General features: G+C 64.1%; 18 protein-coding genes. 12 read left to right on the top strand and 6 right to left on the bottom strand.

All coding sequences use genetic code 11. The annotated features are described in order from the left end of the window. Positions 1-8 precede the first annotated feature (8 nt). The 3 genes from ACP15W_RS19030 to ACP15W_RS19020 form a co-directional block, all read right to left on the bottom strand. Complete coding sequence (locus ACP15W_RS19030) at positions 9-395, bottom strand: response regulator (RefSeq protein WP_424934527.1); 387 nt, start codon at positions 393-395, stop codon at positions 9-11. Beyond that, positions 395-1864: a sensor histidine kinase gene (locus ACP15W_RS19025; protein ID WP_424934526.1), complete on the bottom strand. Its 1470-nt coding sequence runs from the start codon at positions 1862-1864 to the stop codon at positions 395-397. The genes ACP15W_RS19030 and ACP15W_RS19025 overlap by 1 nt, the downstream gene beginning before the upstream one ends. Positions 1865-2030: 166 nt before the next feature. Continuing rightward, positions 2031-3242 carry an alpha/beta hydrolase family esterase gene (locus tag ACP15W_RS19020; RefSeq protein ID WP_424934525.1) on the bottom strand — a complete coding sequence of 404 codons (1212 nt, stop codon included), beginning with the start codon at positions 3240-3242 and terminating at the stop codon, positions 2031-2033. A gap of 546 nt (positions 3243-3788) precedes the next feature. On the opposite strand from ACP15W_RS19020, the gene nadA reads away from it, so the two are divergent. The 5 genes from nadA to ACP15W_RS18995 are packed head-to-tail and all read left to right on the top strand — an operon-like array spanning position 3789 to position 9913. Then, entirely contained in the window at positions 3789-4850 is a 1062-nt protein-coding gene (nadA, locus tag ACP15W_RS19015) for a quinolinate synthase NadA (protein WP_424934524.1), read from the top strand. A gap of 19 nt (positions 4851-4869) precedes the next feature. Further along, positions 4870-6441, top strand: coding sequence for an L-aspartate oxidase (locus tag ACP15W_RS19010; RefSeq protein WP_424934629.1), 1572 nt, complete (start codon positions 4870-4872; stop codon positions 6439-6441). After that, positions 6438-7292: a carboxylating nicotinate-nucleotide diphosphorylase gene (nadC, locus tag ACP15W_RS19005; protein WP_424934523.1), complete on the top strand. Its 855-nt coding sequence runs from the start codon at positions 6438-6440 to the stop codon at positions 7290-7292. Before ACP15W_RS19010 ends, nadC begins: the two co-directional genes overlap by 4 nt. 54 nt (positions 7293-7346) lie before the next feature. Continuing rightward, positions 7347-8345 (top strand): ligase-associated DNA damage response exonuclease, encoded by a 999-nt coding sequence (locus tag ACP15W_RS19000; RefSeq protein WP_424934522.1) that lies wholly within the window; start codon positions 7347-7349, stop codon positions 8343-8345. Then, on the top strand, positions 8345-9913 hold the full coding sequence (locus ACP15W_RS18995) for a cisplatin damage response ATP-dependent DNA ligase (RefSeq protein WP_424934521.1): 1569 nt from the start codon (positions 8345-8347) through the stop codon (positions 9911-9913). Before ACP15W_RS19000 ends, ACP15W_RS18995 begins: the two co-directional genes overlap by 1 nt. Before the next feature lie 23 nt (positions 9914-9936). Here the strand turns inward: ACP15W_RS18995 and ACP15W_RS18990 are convergent, their stop codons facing one another. Further along, positions 9937-10389, bottom strand: a complete 453-nt coding sequence (locus ACP15W_RS18990) for an MgtC/SapB family protein (RefSeq protein WP_424934520.1) — start codon at positions 10387-10389, stop codon at positions 9937-9939. Between the two features lie 188 nt (positions 10390-10577). Here ACP15W_RS18990 and rpe point away from each other — a divergent pair, with 188 nt between their 5' ends. Continuing rightward, the gene (gene rpe, locus ACP15W_RS18985; protein WP_424934519.1) at positions 10578-11279 is read left to right on the top strand and encodes a ribulose-phosphate 3-epimerase; all 702 of its coding nucleotides are present in this window, start codon (positions 10578-10580) and stop codon (positions 11277-11279) included. 51 nt (positions 11280-11330) lie between these two features. Here rpe and ACP15W_RS18980 read toward each other — a convergent pair whose 3' ends face one another. Beyond that, a complete protein-coding gene (locus ACP15W_RS18980; RefSeq protein WP_424934518.1) occupies positions 11331-12212 on the bottom strand; it encodes an AraC family transcriptional regulator N-terminal domain-containing protein in 882 nt (293 codons plus the stop codon). A 167-nt stretch (positions 12213-12379) separates the two neighbouring features. On the opposite strand from ACP15W_RS18980, the gene ACP15W_RS18975 reads away from it, so the two are divergent. From ACP15W_RS18975 to ACP15W_RS18955, 5 genes are all read left to right on the top strand, one after another. Further along, positions 12380-13327, top strand: a complete 948-nt coding sequence (locus tag ACP15W_RS18975; RefSeq protein ID WP_424934517.1) for an SDR family oxidoreductase — start codon at positions 12380-12382, stop codon at positions 13325-13327. Positions 13328-13368: 41 nt separating this feature from the next. Next, positions 13369-13875 carry a hypothetical protein gene (locus ACP15W_RS18970; RefSeq protein ID WP_424934516.1) on the top strand — a complete coding sequence of 169 codons (507 nt, stop codon included), beginning with the start codon at positions 13369-13371 and terminating at the stop codon, positions 13873-13875. 439 nt (positions 13876-14314) lie between these two features. Then, a complete protein-coding gene (locus ACP15W_RS18965; RefSeq protein WP_424934515.1) occupies positions 14315-15283 on the top strand; it encodes an ABC transporter substrate-binding protein in 969 nt (322 codons plus the stop codon). Positions 15284-15376: 93 nt separating this feature from the next. Beyond that, positions 15377-16408: an ABC transporter permease gene (locus ACP15W_RS18960; protein WP_424934514.1), complete on the top strand. Its 1032-nt coding sequence runs from the start codon at positions 15377-15379 to the stop codon at positions 16406-16408. Positions 16409-16418: 10 nt separating this feature from the next. After that, positions 16419-17480 carry an ATP-binding cassette domain-containing protein gene (locus ACP15W_RS18955; RefSeq protein ID WP_424934513.1) on the top strand — a complete coding sequence of 354 codons (1062 nt, stop codon included), beginning with the start codon at positions 16419-16421 and terminating at the stop codon, positions 17478-17480. 446 nt (positions 17481-17926) lie between these two features. Here the strand turns inward: ACP15W_RS18955 and ACP15W_RS18950 are convergent, their stop codons facing one another. Beyond that, positions 17927-19294, bottom strand: coding sequence for an FAD-dependent oxidoreductase (locus tag ACP15W_RS18950; protein ID WP_424934512.1), 1368 nt, complete (start codon positions 19292-19294; stop codon positions 17927-17929). Between the two features lie 353 nt (positions 19295-19647). On the opposite strand from ACP15W_RS18950, the gene ACP15W_RS18945 reads away from it, so the two are divergent. Beyond that, complete coding sequence (locus tag ACP15W_RS18945; RefSeq protein WP_424934511.1) at positions 19648-20277, top strand: NUDIX hydrolase; 630 nt, start codon at positions 19648-19650, stop codon at positions 20275-20277. Positions 20278-20291: the final 14 nt, after the last annotated feature.

Below are 20291 nucleotides of genomic sequence, written 5' to 3'. Positions count from 1 at the left end.
CGCGCTCGCTACTCGGACCCTTGCGGCTTTTCGGTGCTCATCTGCGGGACAAGCAGCATCCTGAGCGCCGACGCGAGGCCACGAGCATTGATGGGCTTCGTAAAGCTTGGCGCAGGCGGAAAATTCCGCCGGCTGACCGACGACCCGTAGCCCGTCACGTAGGCGAATGGCACGCCCCTCTCCCGAAGCATCTCCGCTATCGGACGCGAGGTGCCCTCGGTTAGGTTCACGTCGAGAAGGGCTACATCGAAACCGCCGCGTTCGGCCGCCTTCAGCCCGTCCTTCAACGTCAGAGCCGGACCAACGACCCGATATCCCAGGTCCGTCAGCATGTCCTCGGTATTGACCGCGATCAGGTATTCGTCTTCCACGACAAGCACGCGTTGTCCCGGCATCAATCCGTCCCCTCGCGGCCGGCATCACCTCCGCCGCGCGCGGCGCCGTGGTCCGCCGGGGCCACTCCCCAGACCTCCGCACCAGCTTCCGTGTCCTGCGGCAATGGGGCCTCGATTGAACACACAAGGCCCGCGGCTTCAAAGCGCAACTCCGCGGTGCCCCGCAATTCGGCGGAAAGCGATCGCTCGATCAGCATCGACCCGAACCCGCGCCTCGAAGGCAGAGCCACGGCCGGCCCACCCGCTTCCGTCCATGTGAACCGGAATTGCTTCGCATGATCGACACAGTACTCATCCATACTCCAAACGACTTCGACCCGACCGCCCGCCACGGAAAGCGCCCCATACTTCGCCGCATTGGTTGCGAGCTCGTGCAGCGCCATCGCCAGCGCCACGGCTGTCTTTGCGCGGAGAGGAACTGCAGGACCGGCGGTCTCGATCGTAACGGCACAAGAGCGGAAGGGTTCCAGCGTTTCCCGCACGACCCGGTCCAGGGCCACGGCCCCCCAGTACTCCTGAGTGAGCAGATCATGGGCGCGGGCAATCGCTCCGAGCCGACCGGTCAACCCGTCTCTCATGTCCTTCGAAACATGGGCCTGCTTGAGCGTGAGTTCGGTCATGGACTGCACGACCGAGAGCGTATTCTTCACCCGGTGGTTCAATTCGTCGATCAGAAGTTCCTGTCGCTCCAGCGCCTCGTCCCTCTCGGCCAGGGCGCGGCGCAATTCGGCCCGCTCGTCGCGCTCCGCCCGCAACTGTCTCAGCTCCTCCAGGAGGTGCTGACCGGTCTCCGTCGCCGCGACGGCTTCGTCGGACAGCACCAGATCGGCAAGGGCCTCGTGACGGTCGAGGAATGTGGCCATATCGGCTTCCGGCCGGATCGAGGGGTGGGTCAGCGTCCAGTAGTGCGCCGTCCGCACGAAGGCGAGAAACGCCAGCAGACGCTCGAGCAACATGGACCCCAGGAAGGTGTCGAGCGCCTTCCGAGCCCTCTCGGCCATGAGGGGCTCGACAAAAAGGAGCGCGGCAAGCGCGAACACGTCGCGTTCTAGCCCCGATCCAGCCAACGGCGCACCCGCACCCGGCCGGGCTTCGACCCGCGCGACAATGGCCGAGAGGCCATCTTCCTCAGGCAGAACGGGATACTGCAGAAGCTTGATCACCTCGTCCACGCTCTGTGCGGGGACATCGGGTGTCCCGGCCACGTTCCCCTCTCCAACCAGAAAGCCCACATGGCGCACGATGCAGTAACGCGCCCGGCAGAATCGCGAGAGATGAACGAAAAGCCGCTCCTTGAAGAGGGCCGGCAGGGGGTTGTCAAGATAGGCCTTCTTCGCGAAATCCCACATCCCCGAAACCGGTTCGAATGCCACCTGATCGGGCCGGAAGAAGTTCGGAACAAGCCCCATCCGCGCGGAAACCTCCGCTTCGAGCGCCGCGCGCTGTCCCGACACATCCGATCGGTTCACGCCCGTCATCGCGGCCGTGTTCGAATGGGTGATCGAAGGGCCCGTCGGTCGAATGGCCGCATACCTCGCGCGGAATTGGGAATGTCAAACATAGCTCATCCGTCCGGGAAAGGGAACGCCGCGGCCCGGCGAACGTTCTGTCCGAGCCCTGTAATTCAGGCCAGGATCACGACACATCGCGCGCGCCTAGGAAGAACCGGAGCATCTCGCGGGAGGCATCGGGACCGATCGCATCGGTATAGGAGGCGTCCGGCGAACCGCCCGACCAGGCATGGCCGAGCCCCTCGACGATCCAGGCTTCCACGAGCGGCGTGCCATCGGAAGAGGTCTGCAACAGGCGTTCGAAGCCACGGTCGCCAGGTCCGGTTCCGGTCTCCATCATGGCGCGCCCCTCGGGATGCAGGCCCCGCGCTGCGCCCACGATCCGCCGCGCATTTGCGGGATTGACCATTCGGTCCGCCTTGCCGTGGAACACGATGACGCGCGGCGCCGGTGCGCCCTCTGCCTGCAACCGCCAGTGAACACCGTTGTAGAACTCGCCTCGCATCGCGGAAAAGGCGCTGATTACGTCGCGGGCCGTACCCGGAGCCACGCCCGAATGGATACCGACCGCCGCGAAAACATCCGAATAGGCTTCCGCCAGAACGGCAGCCATTGCTCCGCCCGCAGAGAGACCCGCGGCAAAGGAGCGTCCCTCGGGCAGGTCGAACTCCTCCATTAGGGACGTGGCGAGCCCCGCGAGGATGGCGGGCTCACCTGCGCCGCGCCGCTGGTCGCCGTGACGATACCAGTTCCAGCATTGCATCGCGCTGTGCTGGCCGGTCTGCTTGGGATAGGCGACAATGAAACCCGCCGCTTCGGCAAGGGCGTTCATGCCCGTCCCGGCGGCGAAATCCTCCGGTGTCTGCGTACAACCGTGAAGCATGACCAAGAGACCCTGTGCAGGGCGCTCGACGAGGGATGGCACAAACAGCCGGTAGTCCCTCGAACCCGCATCGCAGGAGAAACTCCGCTCGTGAAACCCAGCACCCTCCGGCACGTCAAGCGGTACTTTCCGAGCGCGTTGCTCCGGGTTGCGCAACCGCTCCCGTGGCTCGAGATGCCGGTTGGCGTCGCGCAGAAGCCGTACGGTTTCACGCAACGATTTCTGCGGGCTTGGAGAATCCTCTGTCGAACGCCGGGTATCCTTGGGCGGCGGTGCCCAGTCGCTTGCATCTTCAGCAAACCCGAACGGCTCACGCTTGGCTTCCTCGACCCGCACGCCGCCATTCCGCTCATCCGGTTTGTGACAATCAGGGCTGCTCGCACCCAGTCCGGGGATACGCACACGCAGCGCGGAACTCACGCGCCGCACCGCTCCCATCAAGCTCTGGTTCACTGCTCGTCCTCCTTCGGCACCGACCCCGCTAACGCAGCCACCGAGGCACGCCGACCGGATCTCGCCGTGAATTCGCACCCGAACGAAAACGCCGCCCGGAATGCAGGAGCGGGCGCATTTTGCGCCCCGCCCCTGATGGTTCACACAATCACCCCCCCATATGTCGAAATGACTAACGCAGCCGTTTTCCTGCCTGTTTTTGCCTGTTCCGGAGCAACCGCCATCAACTTCGACCCGTGACAGTTATATTCACATATGGGAAGTTATGGAGCCTGAACGCGCGCATGCAACATCACCTATATGTGTGCTCCGGCGCAGTTGTGAGCCGGGCATTCGTAGGGGCTTTCCTGCCTTCCGCAGGCGCTCGTACAAGCCGATGCTTGACGAACGCCCCCCTTTTGGCCCAAACGCGGCGAGCTGACTTGCCGGGCCCGATCCAAGTATTGCGGGCCAAAAACTGCCCATAGGCCTGAAAACCGGGGCAACTCGTGCTTATTTGGTAGATTGCATCGCCCATTCGTCTTAGAACGCTGCCTCTCTGGTGGGATGGAGGAACACTTGTTCGATACGGCCCTGTGTAGATCTGCTCTTGCGGAACACTACGACCTCGAACCTTCGCTCGAAAAAGCCGAAGCGACGAAGGATATCTATGCCCGGACCGAGCGCGTGGTCTCTCCGGCGGACTGGGCGATCTATGCGCCCTATGTCATCGAGATCAACCGGCTCAAGAAAGAGCGCAACGCCTTCATTCTGGCGCATAATTACATGACGCCGGAGATCTACCACGGCATCGCGGACTACGTGGGCGACAGCCTCCAGCTCGCGATCAAGGCCACCGAAGTGACCTCGGACGTGATCGTGCAGTGCGGCGTGCACTTCATGGCCGAAACCTCCAAGATCCTCAATCCGTCCAAGACGGTGCTGATCCCGGACATGGAAGCGGGCTGCTCGCTGGCCGAATCGATCACCGCCGAAGGTGTCGAGGAAATGCGCGCGAAATACCCCGGCGCGCCAGTCGTGAGCTACGTGAACACCACCGCCGAGGTGAAGGCCGCCTCCGATATCTGCTGCACCTCGGCCAACGCGCTCCAGATCGTCGAGGCGCAGGAAAGCGACACGGTCATCATGACCCCGGACCAGTATCTGGCCCAGAACGTCGCCAATCAGTCCTCCAAGAAGGTCGTGTTCTGGCCCGGCTCCTGCATCGTGCACGAACTCTACACCGCCGAGGATTTGCGCGCCTATCGCGAGTTCGAGCCCGACACCAAGATCATCGCCCATCCAGAATGCACGCCGGAAGTCGTTGCGGAGGCCGATTTCACCGGCTCGACCAGCGGCATCGTCGACTGGATCCACAAGCACAAGCCGCAGAAGGCGATGCTCGTCACCGAATGCTCCATGGCGTCGAACATCTCCGACGAACTGCCGGAGGTCGAGTTCGCCAAGCCCTGCAACATGTGCCCCTACATGAAGAAGATCACGCTCGAGAAGATCCTCTACTCGCTGCACAGCATGAGCGAGGAAGTCGTGGTCGAGAAGGCCGTGGCCGACAAGGCGCGGGTCTCCATCGAGCGCATGATCGAGCTGTCCCGCAGCCTGGCCCGCTGACCGGTCTCATCTTGTGAGCATTCCGCGTATCGAAACTGGCCGCATCGTGATCGTCGGCGCGGGCCTGGGCGCGCTCTATGCCGCCCTGAAACTCGCTCCACGTCCGGTCGTGGTGATCTCGCCCGAAACCCTCGGCGCGGGCGCGAGCTCCGCCTGGGCCCAGGGCGGGGTCGCGGCAGCGATGGACCGGGCCGATACCGCCGAAAGCCACGCGAAGGACACCGAAATCGCCGGCGCGGGCATCGTGGATCACGCCGTCGCCCTGCGCGTCACCGAAGTCGCCCGGCAGCACATTCTCGACCTGACGAAGCTCGGCGCGCCCTTCGACCGGACAAAGGAGGGCGGCTACGTCCTCTCCCGCGAGGCAGCGCACAGCTTCGCGCGGGTCGTTCGCGTGCGCGGCGACCAGGCCGGGCGCGAGATCATGCAGGCGCTGATTTCGGAGGTGCGCACAACGCCCTCCATCCAGGTGCTCGAAGGGGCGATGGCCATCGGCCTCGAAACCGCCGAAGGCCGCACGACTGGCCTGCGGATCATGTCCTCGGGACCCGTCGGATCCGCGCCTGTGATCCTCAGTGGCCCCGCGATCCTGCTCGCCGGTGGCGGCTCGGGCGGGCTCTATTCCGTCACCACCAATCCGCCCCGGATCCGCGGCCAGGTAATCGGTATGGCGGCGCGCGCCGGTGCCGTGATCGCCGATGCGGAATTCGTCCAGTTTCACCCCACCGCCATCGACACGGGCGAAGACCCCGCACCGCTCGCCACCGAGGCCCTGCGCGGTGAGGGCGCCGTTCTGATCAACAAGCATGGCGAGCGCTTCATGCGCGCGATCCATCCGGATGCCGAACTGGCGCCGCGCGATATCGTCGCACGGGCCATCTATGCCCAGCGGCAGGCAGGCCTCCGGCCCATGCTCGACACGCGCGCAGCGCTCGGCTCACGCATTCTTGCCGAGTTCCCGGCCGTGACCGAATCCTGCATCCGTGCAGGGCTCGACCCGGTGCACGGCGCGATCCCGGTTGCAGCCGCGGCGCACTACCACATGGGCGGCGTCGAGGTCGGCTCGGAAGGCCGCTCGAACCTCGCCGGTCTCTGGGTCTGCGGGGAAGCCAGCTCCACCGGGCTTCATGGCGCCAACCGTCTTGCCTCCAACGGGTTGCTCGAAGCGCTGGCCTATGCGGATTTCTGCGCCAGAGACATCGCCGCAAGCTGTCCGCCCGCCGGGTCGGAGGCCGAAATCGCACCCGGTTTCCAAGGCACCGGCAACCAGCCCGACCCGGATGCCGTGGCCGCTCTGCGAAAGATCATGACCGACCATGTCGGAGTGGTGCGCAACGTGGATGGCCTGACCACGGCGCTCACCGGGATTGCCCGGCTCGAGGCGGAATACGGCCCCGACTGCCCCACCTTCCTCAACATGACGGCAACCGCCACCCTCATCGCGGCGGCAGCCCTCAAGCGCGAGGAATCCCGCGGCGGGCATTTCCGGGAGGATTTTCCCGACCCCCGCCCCGAACTTGCGAACCGCAGCCGGCTCACCTATGCGGAAGCGCGCGACCTGCGCGAGCGGCTGGCCCGGGAGACTACATGAGAACCGCCTACAACACCCTGCCGGACCTGATGTTGGAACCGCTTGTGAAAACCGCGCTTGCGGAGGATTTCGGCCTGTCGGGCGACGTCACCTCTCGTTCCGTGGTGCCGCATGAGACGCACTGGAAGGCACGTATCGTGGCACGCGAAGCCGGCGTCGTCTCTGGCATGCAGATCGCTGCACTCACCTTCCGCATGGTCGATGCCGAGATGCAGATCCGCCCGGTCCTGCACGATGGCGACGCCTGCGGGCCAGGCGACCTGCTCATGGAGATCGAAGGCCGTGCGCATTCCCTGCTCCTCGCCGAACGCGTGGCGCTGAACTTCGCGGGCCGGATGGCGGGCATCGCGACCATGACGTCCGCCTTCGTCGCGGAAACCGCGGGCACCGAGGCGCGCATCGCCTGCACCCGCAAGACCACACCGGGGCTCCGGGTCATCGAGAAACTCGCCGTGATCCACGGCGGCGGCCATCCCCATCGCTACAGCCTGGCCGATGCGATCCTGATCAAGGACAACCACATCGCCGCCGCGGGCGGAGTCAGCCAGGTGCTCACCGCCGCCCACGCGGTGGCCTCTCACATGCTGCGCATCGAGATCGAAGTCGACACGCTCGAACAGCTCGAGGAGGTCATCGCGGCCGGGGGCGCCGATGTTGTGCTGCTCGACAACATGGACACCCGCACAATTCGCCGCGCCGTGGAAATGGTCGACAGCCGGATGCTCACCGAAGCCTCGGGCAACATGCGCGTCGAGCGGGTGGCGGAGGTTGCGCGCACGGGCGTCGACTATATTTCGGTCGGCGCACTGACCCATTCCGCGCGCACGCTCGATATCGGCCTCGACTTCTGAGGCTTAAGCGCACGGGACTGGATTGCGCGGGCCATCCGACTATCCTTTCCAGCCATGGCAACGTATCTGGTCCACCCCACCCCCGAGGGGCTCTACTGCCCCGCCGGGAATTTCCATATCGACCCGGTACGCCCGGTTGCGCGGGCCCTCATCACTCATGGCCACGGGGACCACGCCCGTGCGGGCCACGGCTCGGTGCTCGCAACCCGTCAGACGCTCGAGATAATGGCGATCCGCTACGGAGAGGATTTCGCGGCAACCACCCAGGTCGCAGAAGGCCGAACGCAGATCGGCGGCGTTGCAGTCAGCTTCCACCCCGCGGGCCACGTGCTGGGCTCGGCCCAGATCCTGATCGAGGGCGACGGTACCCGCCTTGTGGTGTCGGGCGACTACACCCGCACGCCCAACCCTGCCTGCGCCCCCTTTGAACCCGTCGCCTGCGACATCTTCATCACCGAGGCCACGTTCGGCCTGCCCGTTTTCCGCCACCCAGACCCGCAAGGGCAGATCGCCCGCCTGCTCGCCAGCCTCGAACAGTTCCCGGAACGCGCACACATCGTCGGCGCCTACGCACTCGGCAAGGCACAGCGCGTCATCATGCTCCTGCGCGAAGCGGGATATGATCGCCCGATCCGCGTCCACGGCGCGCTGCAACGACTTTGCGACTATCATATCGAGCAGGGCATCCCGCTGGGAGACCTCCTCCCCGCAACCCTTGAACACGCCACAGACGGGTTCGCGGGCGAAATCATCCTGGCGCCCCCCTCGGCCATGGCAGCGAAATGGGCACAACGTTTTTCCGACCCCCTGCTCGCCTTCGCCAGCGGATGGATGCAGATCCGCGCCCGGGCCCGCCAGCGCATGACCGAGCTTCCGCTCGTGGTTTCCGACCATGCCGACTGGCCCCAGCTTCAGGACACCATCCGCGAAACCGGCGCGAGCGAGGTCTGGGTCACCCACGGCGCCGAGGAGGCGCTCGTCCACTGGTGCAAATCCGAAGGCCTTGAATCCCGCCCGCTCAACCTTGTGGGCTACGAGGAGGAACCCGAGTGATGCGCGCCTACGCCACCCTCCTCGATCGGCTGAGTTTCACGCCCGCGCGCAATGACAAGCTCAAGCTGATCGAGGATTACCTCCGCGCCACACCCGATCCCGACCGCGGCTGGGCCATCGCCTCGCTCACGGGCGGCATGGAACTGCGCCGCATCACGCCGTCGCGCCTGCGCGAAATGGTCAACGCGCGCGTGGACGAAACCCTCTTCGCGCTTTCCTACGACTACGTGGGCGATCTGGCCGAAACCATCGCACTGATCTGGCCCGGCGACGAGCGCGGTCGCGAGGGCGAGGACATTCCTCTTTCGGAAGCGGTCGCGCGCCTTCGGGCCATGTCGCGCCTCGACGTGCCCCGCGCTCTTGGCGAAATGATGGATCACCTGCCTGCGAATGCACGCTACGGCCTGCTCAAGCTCGCCACGGGCGGCATGCGCGTGGGCGTGTCCGCCCAACTGGCCAAGACCGCGCTCGCCCGCTTCGGAGACAAGCCGCTAACCGAGATCGTCGAGCTCTGGCACGGGCTGGAGCCACCCTATCTCGACCTATTCGCCTGGCTCGAGGGCGGCGCGAAGCCGGTCTCGGCCGCTCGCGCGCCCTTCTACCCCGTGATGCTTTCAACCCCTTCCGACCTCGACGAGCTGCGCGCGCTCGATCCGGGGGAACATCTCGCGGAATGGAAATGGGACGGCATCCGCGTGCAGGCAGTCTCAGACGCCGGCACCCGCCGCATCTATTCGCGCACCGGCGAGGACATCTCCGGCGCGTTTCCCGATCTGGTGGAAGCCATGGAGTTCGAGGGCGTGCTCGACGGTGAGCTGCTGGTCTGCGAAGGCGATGGGGTCGCCCCTTTCGCCGAACTTCAGAAACGCCTTAACCGCAAGACCGTGCCCGAGAAGCTCATGCGCTCCCACCCGGTCATGCTGCGGGCCTACGACATCCTGATTGACGGCACGGACGATTTGCGCCCCCTGCCCCAGGCCGCGCGCCGCACCCGCCTCGAAACTTTCGTGAAAGGCCTCAACCCGCAGCGCTTCGATCTCTCGCCGCTCATCGACTTCACTGACTGGGACGCACTTGCCGCTGCCCGCGACGCACCCCCCGCCGCCGTTGTCGAAGGCGTGATGATCAAGCGTCGCGACACGCCCTATATCGCCGGGCGCACCCGCGGGCCGTGGTTCAAGTGGAAGCGCGATCCGTTCCTCGTCGATGCCATCCTGCTCTACGCGCAGCGCGGCCACGGCAAGCGTTCGGGCTACTACTCCGACTACACCTTCGGCGTTTGGCACGGCGAGGAGATCGTGCCCGTGGGCAAGGCCTATTTCGGCTTCACCGACGAGGAGCTGAAACAGCTCGACCGCTTCGTGCGCGAGAACACACGCGAGCGCTTCGGCCCGGTCCGTTCGGTCGAGGCCAAGCTCGTGCTCGAGATCGCCTTCGAGGGCCTCAACCGTTCCAAACGCCACAAGTCGGGCATCGCCATGCGCTTTCCCCGTGTCCACCGCATCCGCTGGGACAAGCCCGCCGCCGAAGCCGATACACTGGCAAACCTCGAAGCCCTGCTGCCCTGAGATCGGCGAACCGCCAGGCCGCATTACGGCTCGACCAGCCTGATCAACGCGATGACGACGACCGCGGCACAGGTGGAAAGCGCCGCAAGAATGAGAAGTCCCGACCCGGCGGCGACGCCCACGGCACCGGCCATCCACATGCCCGCCCCGGTGGTCAGCCCGCGCACGCCCTTCTCTCCACGAATGATGGTGCCGGCCGCGAGGAACGCCACCCCGCTCGTCACCGCCTCGATGATACGGGTCGGGTCCATGTTCCCCTGCGGCTCGAACCGTAAGAACAGCTCGGTCCCGATCAGCGTGAAGAGACAGGCCGCGAGGCAGACGAGGATATGCGTCCTGAGACCCGCCGGTCGCGAGCGCGCCTCCCGTTCGATGCCGATCGCCGCCCCCAACAGAATCGCGGCCCCAAGACGCACCAGCACGACCTCCAGGGGAAGCTGCATCGCGTCCTGCATGATGATTTCGCTTGTATCCATGCCAATTGCCTCCTGCCCTCTCAATGCATGCCGGTGGGATGCGTTCCTGATCAGACCGGGTAGGTTCACCCGCGCAAATCCGCAGATCGGCCATTGAACGCAGCGCCGCCGGCAACGATAACGGGGGCCGTTATCCGTCCGAGTCGCGCGTCCCGTCGCGGCCCGGATGCCGAGAAGGAAACCGGACCATGAGCTTCGACCGCAGCATCAAGATCGCGCCCTCCATCCTGTCGGCCGATTTCGCGAATTTCGGCACCGAGATCCGCGCCATCGAGGCCCAGGGGTGCGACTGGGTCCATGTGGACGTGATGGATGGCCATTTCGTCCCGAACCTCACCTTCGGCCCCCCCGCGGTGAAGGCTTTCCGCCCCCATGTCGGCACGGTGATGGATGTCCACCTGATGATCGCGCCGGTCGATCCCTACATCGAAGCCTTCGCCGAAGCGGGCTCGGACATCATCACGGCCCATGTCGAGGCCGGTCCGCATATCCACCGCACGCTTCAGGCGATCCGCGCCAATGGCGCCAAGGCCGGCATCGCTCTCAATCCAGGCACACCCGCCGAGGCCGTCGACTACCTGCTCGACATGGTCGATCTCATCTGCGTCATGACCGTGAACCCGGGCTTTGGCGGCCAGAAGTTCATCCACTCCCAGATCGAGAAGGTCCGCACCCTGCGCAAGATGATCGGCGATCGCCCGATCCACATCGAGATCGACGGCGGCGTCGATCCCACCACCGCGCCGCTGGTGGCCGAGGCCGGGGCGGATGTGCTGGTGGCGGGATCCGCCGTGTTCAAGGGGGGATCGGTCGAGATGCCGGAGGTCTACGGCGAAAACATCCGCGCGATCCGCACAGCGGCCACCGAGGCACTGCGCGCAGTAGCCTGAACCCGGCCTTGCGAGGCAACCGCGAACAGCGCGGGCTCGGAGCCGCGGGGTTCAGACAGCCGCCCGCTGATACACGTCGCTCCACTGCCGCGGTGACTGGCCGTACATGCGCTTGAACTCCCGGCTGAACTGGGACGCGCTCACGTAGCCCACGCCCAAGGCGGCCTCGGCCACGGTCATGCCGCCCGCGATCTTCATCGCAGCCTTGTTCAGTCGCATAGACTTGACGAACTGGATCGGCGACATCGCCGTCGCCTGCTTGAATTTGCGGTGAAACACGGCCCGGCTCATGCCCGCCCGCGCAGCCAGATCGTCAATCGACACCGGCTCGTCCAGATTTGACGAAACATGCGCGATGGAGCGCGCGATGGCATTGCCCGGAGCGAAGGCCCGCCGGGCAAAGGCACCCGCCTCTCCCTTCAGGATGGCGAAATACAGCTCGCGCAAACGCGCCTCACCGAGCACCGCCGTGTCGATCCGGTCCGCCCCCAGCCGCAACAGGCGCAGCAGCGCATCAAGAAACCCCTCATCCCAGGTGGCCAGTCGGATGCCGGGTGCACGACCATCGGGGGAAGGCATCCGACAACCACCATTTTCCATCTCAAGGATCAGTTCGGTCATCAGGCGCTGATCGAGTGCGATATAGACACCGAAAAGCGGGTTCTCCGCAGATGCCGCGGGTGTTCCGGCCTCCACCGGCATGGACATCGGACAGCACATGTATCTGCTGCTGTCATAGACATACCGTTCCCCGTCCAGCACGGCTTCCTTGCCACCGCTCACGATGGCAATGACGCAGGGCTCATAGACCGCCGGAACACAGGGCACCGCTTCGGTCGCGCGGAAAAGCTGCACGCCCCTTATGCCGGTTTCGAACATGCCATCGCGGGATATCCGGCTTTCGACGATCTGTCTGATCTGATGCTTGCTCATGCCCCGGAGATAATGTCCGTGCGGCACGCTTGGCAATCGTATCGAGACGATCAGGCAAGTATTCGCCACGATCTCGCCTGTCGGGCACTAACGCTGAGACTTATCTACCCATCCGACACGACAGCAACATCGCTCGGCTTCCCGCCGAATTTTGAAGGATCAAACCCATGGCAGACACGAGTTTCGGCGCAGAAGGCTGGACGCCGGATCGCCTCGCTTCCCTCGCGGGCAAGACATTCGTCATCACCGGCGCCAACGCAGGCGCGGGATTTCAGGCAGCGCGCATCCTTCTGTCGAAACAGGCGAAGGTGGTGATGCTGAACCGCAGCACCGAGAAATCGACCGCTGCCGTACAGGCACTGAAGGCGGAATTCGGCGAAGACGCAGATGTGAGCTTCATCCGCATGGATCTGGCCGAACTGGCGTCCGTGCGCGAAGCGGCCGGCGAAGTTCTGCAAACCGTCCCCCGCATCGATGCGCTGATCTGCAATGCCGCCATCGCCCAGGTGCCGACGCGCAGGCTCACCGTCGATGGTTTCGAAAGCCAACTCGGCACCAACCACTACGGTCATTTCGTCCTTTGCGGGTTGCTCTTCGACCGGATCGAGGAATCGCGGGGCCGGATCGTGGTCGTGGCCAGCCTTGGCTACAAGATGGGGCTGCGCACCATCCGCTTCGACGACATGAACTGGGAGGCGGGCTACAAGCCCAACCCGGCCTATAGCCAGAGCAAGCTGGCGCAGATGATGTTCGCCTACGAATTGCAGGACCGGGTGAAAGCCACGGGCCGGAATGTCGAGGTCTATGTCTGCCACCCCGGCTCTTCCGCGACGTCGCTGATTGCCACGAGCGGTGGCCTGATGACCAGGATCCTGTTCCGGCTCATGACCCTCTCGCCGATTGTGCAATCGGCGGAAAAGGGCGCCTACCCGGAAGTCATGTGCGCCACCGAAGACGGCCTCGAGCCGCGCGCCCTCTACGGACCCACCGGCCGGATGGAATTCGTGGGGCCAGTAGGCCGTGGCACACTCGAACCCCATGCCCATGACAAGGAGATCATGACCCGGCTCTGGGAACGGTCGGAAAAGGACACGGGGCAGGCCTGGGCGCTGTGAATGCACTCATCGCGCCAGGCCAAGACAGGACAGACACCGCCATGGACATCGTGAAAGCCTCCTCCGACTGGGCGCGCGCCGAGATGCTTTCCGCCGCCGCCTTCATCTTCTTCGGCGTTATCTTCCTTCTGGCGGGCTTCGGCTTCCGCCAACTGGGCACGACCGACATGGCGCGGGCCTTCGTGATCCCCATGCTGGTGGCCGGGGGGTTGCTGTTGATCCTCGGAGCGGGACTGTTCTTCCCGTCCCAAGCACGACTGAGCGGTATTCCCGCAACGTTCGCCGCTGATCCGTCGGGTTTCCTCGCCGCCGAGATCGCCCGCGCAGATAAGATACGGAGCGACTACAGCATCGCGGTTTTCCGGATCTTCCCCGCGATCATCACGCTCTGCGCAGTGGCTATTCCATTTCTCCAGGGCCCCGTCTGGCGGGCAAGCCTGACAACCGCCATCGCCATGTTCCTCGTCCTCATCCTTGTGGATATGAACGCCAGCGCCCGGCTGGAAGCCTACAGGGAACAACTTGCCAGCACGCCCACGCCAGGGTGAGCGTGGACGGCTTCTTCAGGCCGCCCTCCACTTGGCATTACAACTTTCGCTGCCAGAAGAACGCCGCTCAACTGCGGCGCGTTTCTATACTCGCGATTCATCACGACTGCCAAAAAACGACAAATGATGTCGGAATCCGGCATTGGGCGGTTGGATTTCCTGTAAATCTCCAATAGTTGTTTGGCCGTGAATCAAATGCAGGCAGCAGAATATCTCAGGGCGACCGCGCGCCGATCGACGCGCAACCATGTCCTCAATCCCGCGCTCGCGATGAAGTTCGCGGACGCACTGCCAATTGCTATCCGTGGCCCCGCTTCCGGTGTGCCGCGGCTGGCGGAACCGGTCGCTGCCTCCAGACGCATTCTTCCCATTGCTTCCGTTGCCACCATTCGGCCCCGGACCGCGTGAAGTTTCCCGAAATGCCTGAAGGAGCATTCCAATGAAATATGCAGCATTTCTTGCCGCACCCTTCCTCGCCGTGGCCCTGCCGGCCATGGCCCAGGCCGATTGCGGCGAGGTGTCCATCGCCGAGATGAACTGGGCGTCTGCCGAGGTCGTGACCCAGGTCGAGAAGTTCCTGATGGAACAGGGCTATGGCTGCACCGTCAGCATCGTGCCCTCCGACACCGTCCCGGCGGTCACTTCACTCGCAGAGAACAACGAGCCCGATACCGTCTCCGAGCTCTGGATCAACTCGGCCGGCGACGCCTATTCGAAGCTCAAGGAAGAGGGCAAGGTCGTCGAGCTTGGCAGTGTCCTCGAGCCCGGCGGCGTCGAAGGCTGGTGGATCCCCTCCTACCTCGCCGAGGAACATCCCGAGCTCACCACCATCGAGGGCGTGCTTGCCAACCCCGAACTGGTCGGCAGCATGTTCAACAACTGCCCCGACGGCTGGGGCTGCCGCATCGTCAACGACAACCTGATCCCGGCCTTCGACCTCGAAGGCAGCGGCATCGAGATCTTCAACCACGGCTCGGGCGAAACGCTGGCGACCTCCATGGCCTCGGCCTACGAGAACGAGGAGCCCTGGTTCGGCTACTACTGGGCCCCGACCGCCCTGCTCGGGAAATACGACATGGTCTCGGTCGATCTCGGCGACTACAATGAGGAAGCCCACGCCGCCAACCAGAACCAGGGCAATTCGGACCCGCAGCCCTCTGCCTTCCCCGATGCGCCCGTTCTGACCGTCGCGACCGCGGACTTCGCCGAGCGCGAGCCGGAAGTCGCGGAAATGCTGGCCAACGTCAGCTTCAACGTCGACGACATGAACGCCGTCCTGGCCTGGAAGGACGAGAACAATGCCTCCGGCGAGGAAGCGGCCGTCTACTACCTGACGACCTACAAGGAGAAGTGGTCCTCCTGGCTGAACGACGCAGCACGCGAGAAGCTCGCCGCGATCCTTCAGTAAACCCCTCGGCAGGGGCGGTGCGGGACAGCCGCGCCGCCCCGACCGGACCCCTCAGCCGAGCGCACCGATCCTCGCGCGACCCGGAGAATGTCCATGGCAACCTATGATTTCGTTTTCAACGCACTCGGGCTGCGCGAATGGTGCGATTCCGGCCAGTCCTCGGCCCCGATGTCGATGGCCGACCTTCTGGGTCAGAGCAGCAGCGATGACGCCCCCGCCCCGTCGATCTGGGAACTCCCCTTCCCCTCGATGGACGCACTGAACGACGCCTGCTCCAACTTTCCCCAATCCCGCGACGTGACCAAGGGGCTGGAAGCCGGCTTCCTCTCGGTGAAAGACAGCCTGAGCATCGTGCTCGACCCAATCACCCAGCCTCTGAGTTGGGCCCTGCAGGGCGCGCTCTGGCTCTTCCAGACGGCGCCGTGGTTCGTGATGATCCCGATCCTCCTGCTCCTCGTGCGCATCGTCACCCGCTCGTGGTCACTGGTGATCTTCGTCGCGGCCTGTTTCGGCCTGCTCGCCTTCATCGACTACTACGACTACGCGATGCAGACCCTCGCGATCATCTTTGTCTGCGCCTTCATATGCGTGCTTCTGGGCGTGCCCATCGGCATCGCCATGTCGCGCAGCGACACGTTCCAGCGCATGTCGATACCGGTCCTGGACATGCTCCAGACCCTGCCCACATTCGTCTACTTGATCCCGCTGATCTTCCTGTTCTCGGTGACGGAGCCCAAGCTCTACGGCATCGCGATCATCCTCTACGCTATCGTCCCCGTGATCCGGCTCACCAACCTCGGCATCCGGCTGGTGGACAAGCAGGTGATCGAGGCCGCAGACGCCTTCGGCATGACCCAGCGCCAGAAGCTCTGGGGTGTGCAGGTGCCCCTCGCGCTGCCCAACATCATGGCGGGCGTGAACCAGACCATCATGATGAGCCTCGCCATGGTCGTGATCGCCTCGCTGGTCTCGGCGCCGGGCCTCGGCGTGCTGGTCCTGCGCGGCATCCGCAACCTCGAACTCGGTGTCGGCCTTGTCTCCGGCCTCGGCATCGTGCTGCTCGCGGTCATTCTCGATCGCACCACGAAGGCGGCACTCGCCCGCGTCAACAGCGCCCAGAAGTGAGGAAACGGACATGAGCGACGACATCAAGATCTCGATCCGCCACCTCTACAAGATCTTCGGACCGGACCCGAAAGGCGCCCTCGAACATGTCCACGCGGGCACCGGCAAGGCCGAGCTCTGGGAAAACCACGAACACGTGCTCGGCCTGCGCGACATCAACGTCGAGATGATGGCGGGCAAGATCACCGTCATCATGGGGCTTTCCGGCTCGGGGAAATCCACGCTGATCCGCCATCTCAACCGGCTGATCGAACCCACCGCCGGGGAAGTCTGGGTCAATGGCGAGAACGTCCTCGACTTCGACCAGAAACAGCTTCGCCGGTTGCGGCGCGAGAACATGTCGATGGTGTTCCAGAAATTCGCGCTTCTGCCCCACCGGACGATCCTCGAAAACGCCGGAACCCCGCTGGAAGTGCGCGGATACGAGCGCAAGGACTGGGAAGACGAAGCGCGCAAGTGGCTGGCGCGTGTGGGCCTCGAAGGCCTGGACGACCAGCACCCGCACCAGCTTTCGGGCGGGATGCAGCAGCGCGTCGGGATCGCCCGTGCGCTCACCTCGAATGCGGATGTAATGCTGATGGACGAGGCCTTCTCAGCACTCGACCCGCTCATCCGCACGGACATGCAAAACCTTCTGCTCGAACTGCAGGAAGAGTTGCACAAGACCATCGTCTTCATCACCCACGATCTCGACGAGTCGCTGAAACTCGCCGATCACCTCGTGATCCTCAAGGATGGCGCGGTGATCCAGCAGGGCGAGCCGCAGAAGATCCTGCTCAAGCCCAATGACCCCTACATCGTGGACTTCATCTCCGACATCAATCGCGCCCGCGTCCTCCGCGTCCGCTCGGTCATGGAGCCGCTCTCGGAAGCCCGCGGCCCCATGGCCGGCGATGTGGACCACAACGACAACCTCGAAGGCGTCATCGCTCTGTCCGAGGGCGATACGAACCTCTGCTACCGCGTGGTGAAAAATGGGGAGCCCGTCGGCGTGCTTTCGGTCAAGGAACTTGTCCGCGCGCTTGTGCCCTCTGCCGCCTCCGACGAGGGCCTCCGCGCCAAGGCGAGCTGAGGCCCCCCCTCCCCTGCCCCGCAGTATCGCTGCCGGGCCGGCGGCGGACCGGGGGTTGGCGCACCACTGCCAGTTCAACGCAGTTTATGGTGACGACACAGCCTAGACCTGCGGTATGCCCTTGCATCGACGATGCGCCGACCCGTCCGGTCGGGCCGTCGCAGGCACGGCGCCTTCGGCTTGTCCCGTGCCAGTGTTTCCCAGAACCGATGGCGCTTTCTGCCCGGTGGCGCCATTCCTTTCGGGCGGAATTTTCGCGGATGGATGGGCAATCGCGGTGCCATCAGCGGAGCTACGCCTCTGCATCCGAACTCGTCGCTTGCAACAAGCCGCGAAACGGTCGTCGGGTATCAAGGTGCAACTCGCCAGCGCCGTGATCACCCCAGCCCTTTCGGACAACGCGAAAATACCCCCATCTCTACGCGCCCCAAGAAGAGTCGCGGAACCTACCTGATCCGAACGCCCTGAGCCTCCAGTGTCTTTTGGACTGACGATATGTCGATATCGTCAAACCCGCTCCCGTTCCTCAGTGACAGCGCCGCGGCAACCCCCGCGCCTTGGCCGACAACCGCGCAGCACGCCATGTTGCGGGTCGCGGCATGGGCAATCCGGTCGCCGCCAATCGCGCGGCCCGCGATGATCAGGTTCCTGACCCCCTTGGGCTGCATCGACCGATACGGCACATGCATGTAGCGGCCCGTTGTCGGGAGAATGAGAACACCATAGCCGTCGATGAACTCCGGATAGATACCAATCGTATCGTCGAAACGGCCCTGATGTCGGACGTCGGCTTCCGTCATGTTGTAGACCGCATCCAGTTTCCGTGTGTCCCGGATGCCGATCGACATACCAAAGTTGCGCAGGCGAACTTTCTCGCAACCGGGCGTATACTGGCGCAAGGCGTCGATCGCATGCATCGCCTGACGGCGGCCTTCGATCTCGAAACGGGTCATGCTGTCCGGATCGGTACCATCGCACCCCGCTAGGTGGATCAGGTTCATGTAGGTCATCTCGCCGCTGTCATGAACCGCACCCCATGTGCCGCCAATGGTATTGAGATGCGCGGGAATGACGCCATCCCTGATGGCACGCTCGAATGGTTTGCCAAGGAAGGGCGAGAACATGTCGTCCTCCTTGCCGTCGGTCTCGACGACCCATTCACCGGAAGACCAGTCCCCGTAGGTCTGCGGATCGCTCCTGACCCCTTCCAGGAAGCGCTTCTTGTCGACATCGGCCAGATGGAACATGACGCTGGCCGCCTGCATCTCTTCGGTTGGCGTCTTGAAGGTCGGCGCACCTGACCTGTGGGCCACGTCCGCATCACCCGTCGCATCGATCACCCGTTTGGCAAGGATCGCCTCGCGACCGGCCTTGGACTCCGCGATCACGCCCTTGATCGTGTTGCCCTCCATGATCGGAGCGACAAAGTGACGGTGCAACATCGGATGAATGCCGGCCTCTAGCACCAGAGCATCTGCCACCAGCTTGAAGCCTTCGCTGTCCAGTTCGTAGCTCAGCGACTGACTTTCCGGGACCGCAGCTCCCATGGCTTTGGCCCGGTCTTCGAACTCCCGCCCGATGCCCCCGGCCTCGACGGTCGCTTCATGCCGATACCAGGCAAATCCCTCGACGCCGACAACCGTGATATTTCCGCCAAAGCAGCCGAAACGCTCCATCAAAGTCACATCCACGCCTGCACGAGCAGCCGCCAGCGCGGCGGCCAGACCGCCGGGCCCGGAACCGACGACGAGCACGTCCGTCTCGTGAATCACGGGAGTCTGGCGTGCGGGTTCTGAAATGCTTCGGGCTGTCATCGAAGATCTTTGGAGCGCCTTTCATCGGTCGGCAATGTGGAAAAGCACGGCTGCGCCAGTTCTTGATGCTCGCGTGATCGAGCCGCTCAACCACACCCTATTCAGGCACCTCGAAAGACATGCCATCCGTGTAGAGTTAACAAAAGCCTGCCAAACGTATGTATGGAAACCATATCGAATCCATACGTTTTCCATACGCGGATATTGCCCCGGTTTTGGCAACCGATGCGGCGCGCGTCGATTTCGCGCAACGCCTGCACCCGCGCTTTCCGCGGCTGCGAATCGATCCTTGATCGGCCCATGCCCGCCCTGTTAGCGAGGTCTCACAAGCGGTTTGAGTAAGGCGGTGCGCGATGAATGAACCCGACTGGCTCCTCTGGGCCCGGCAGCTTCAGGGCATTGCCCAAAGCGGGCTTCACTTCACGAAAGATCCATACGATAGAGAGCGTTACGATCAGATCCGCGCACTCGCGTCAGAGATTATGGCCCATCATTCCGGCACGCCTGCAGATCTGATCGACGCGCTTTTCGCGAAGGAAAGGGGCTATGCCACCCCGAAGGTCGAGGTGCGCGCCGCCGTCTTCGACGAGGCCGGGCGCATCCTCTTGGTCCGGGAGGTTCTCGATGAGAACCGCTGGACCCTGCCCGGCGGCTGGGCCGACGTGAACATCACACCCGCCGAAAATGTCGTGAAAGAGGTCCGCGAAGAAAGCGGTTATCACGTCCGCCCGACCAAGATCGCCGCAGTCTGGGACCGCACCCGACAGGGTCACCCGCCTTCGGCTTTCTGCTGTACGAAACTTGCATTCATCTGTGAGAAAATTGGCGGAGAAGCAGCAACCAGCCTTGAGACATCAGGGATCGGATGGTTCGGCGAGGATAAAATCCCCGCCGACCTTTCGTTGGGTCGTGCCCTGCCCCGCCAAATCACGAGGCTTTTCGAGCACTTCCGCAAACCGGATCTGCCTACCGATTTCGAGTAAAACCGGACTCAGAA

It is taken from the genome of Amaricoccus macauensis (genome assembly GCF_049800915.1).
In the GTDB taxonomy this organism is placed as follows: Bacteria; Pseudomonadota; Alphaproteobacteria; order Rhodobacterales; family Rhodobacteraceae; genus Amaricoccus; species Amaricoccus macauensis_A.
The sequence above is the reverse complement of the archived record's forward strand: the minus strand, read 5'-3'. Positions and strand labels throughout refer to the sequence as shown.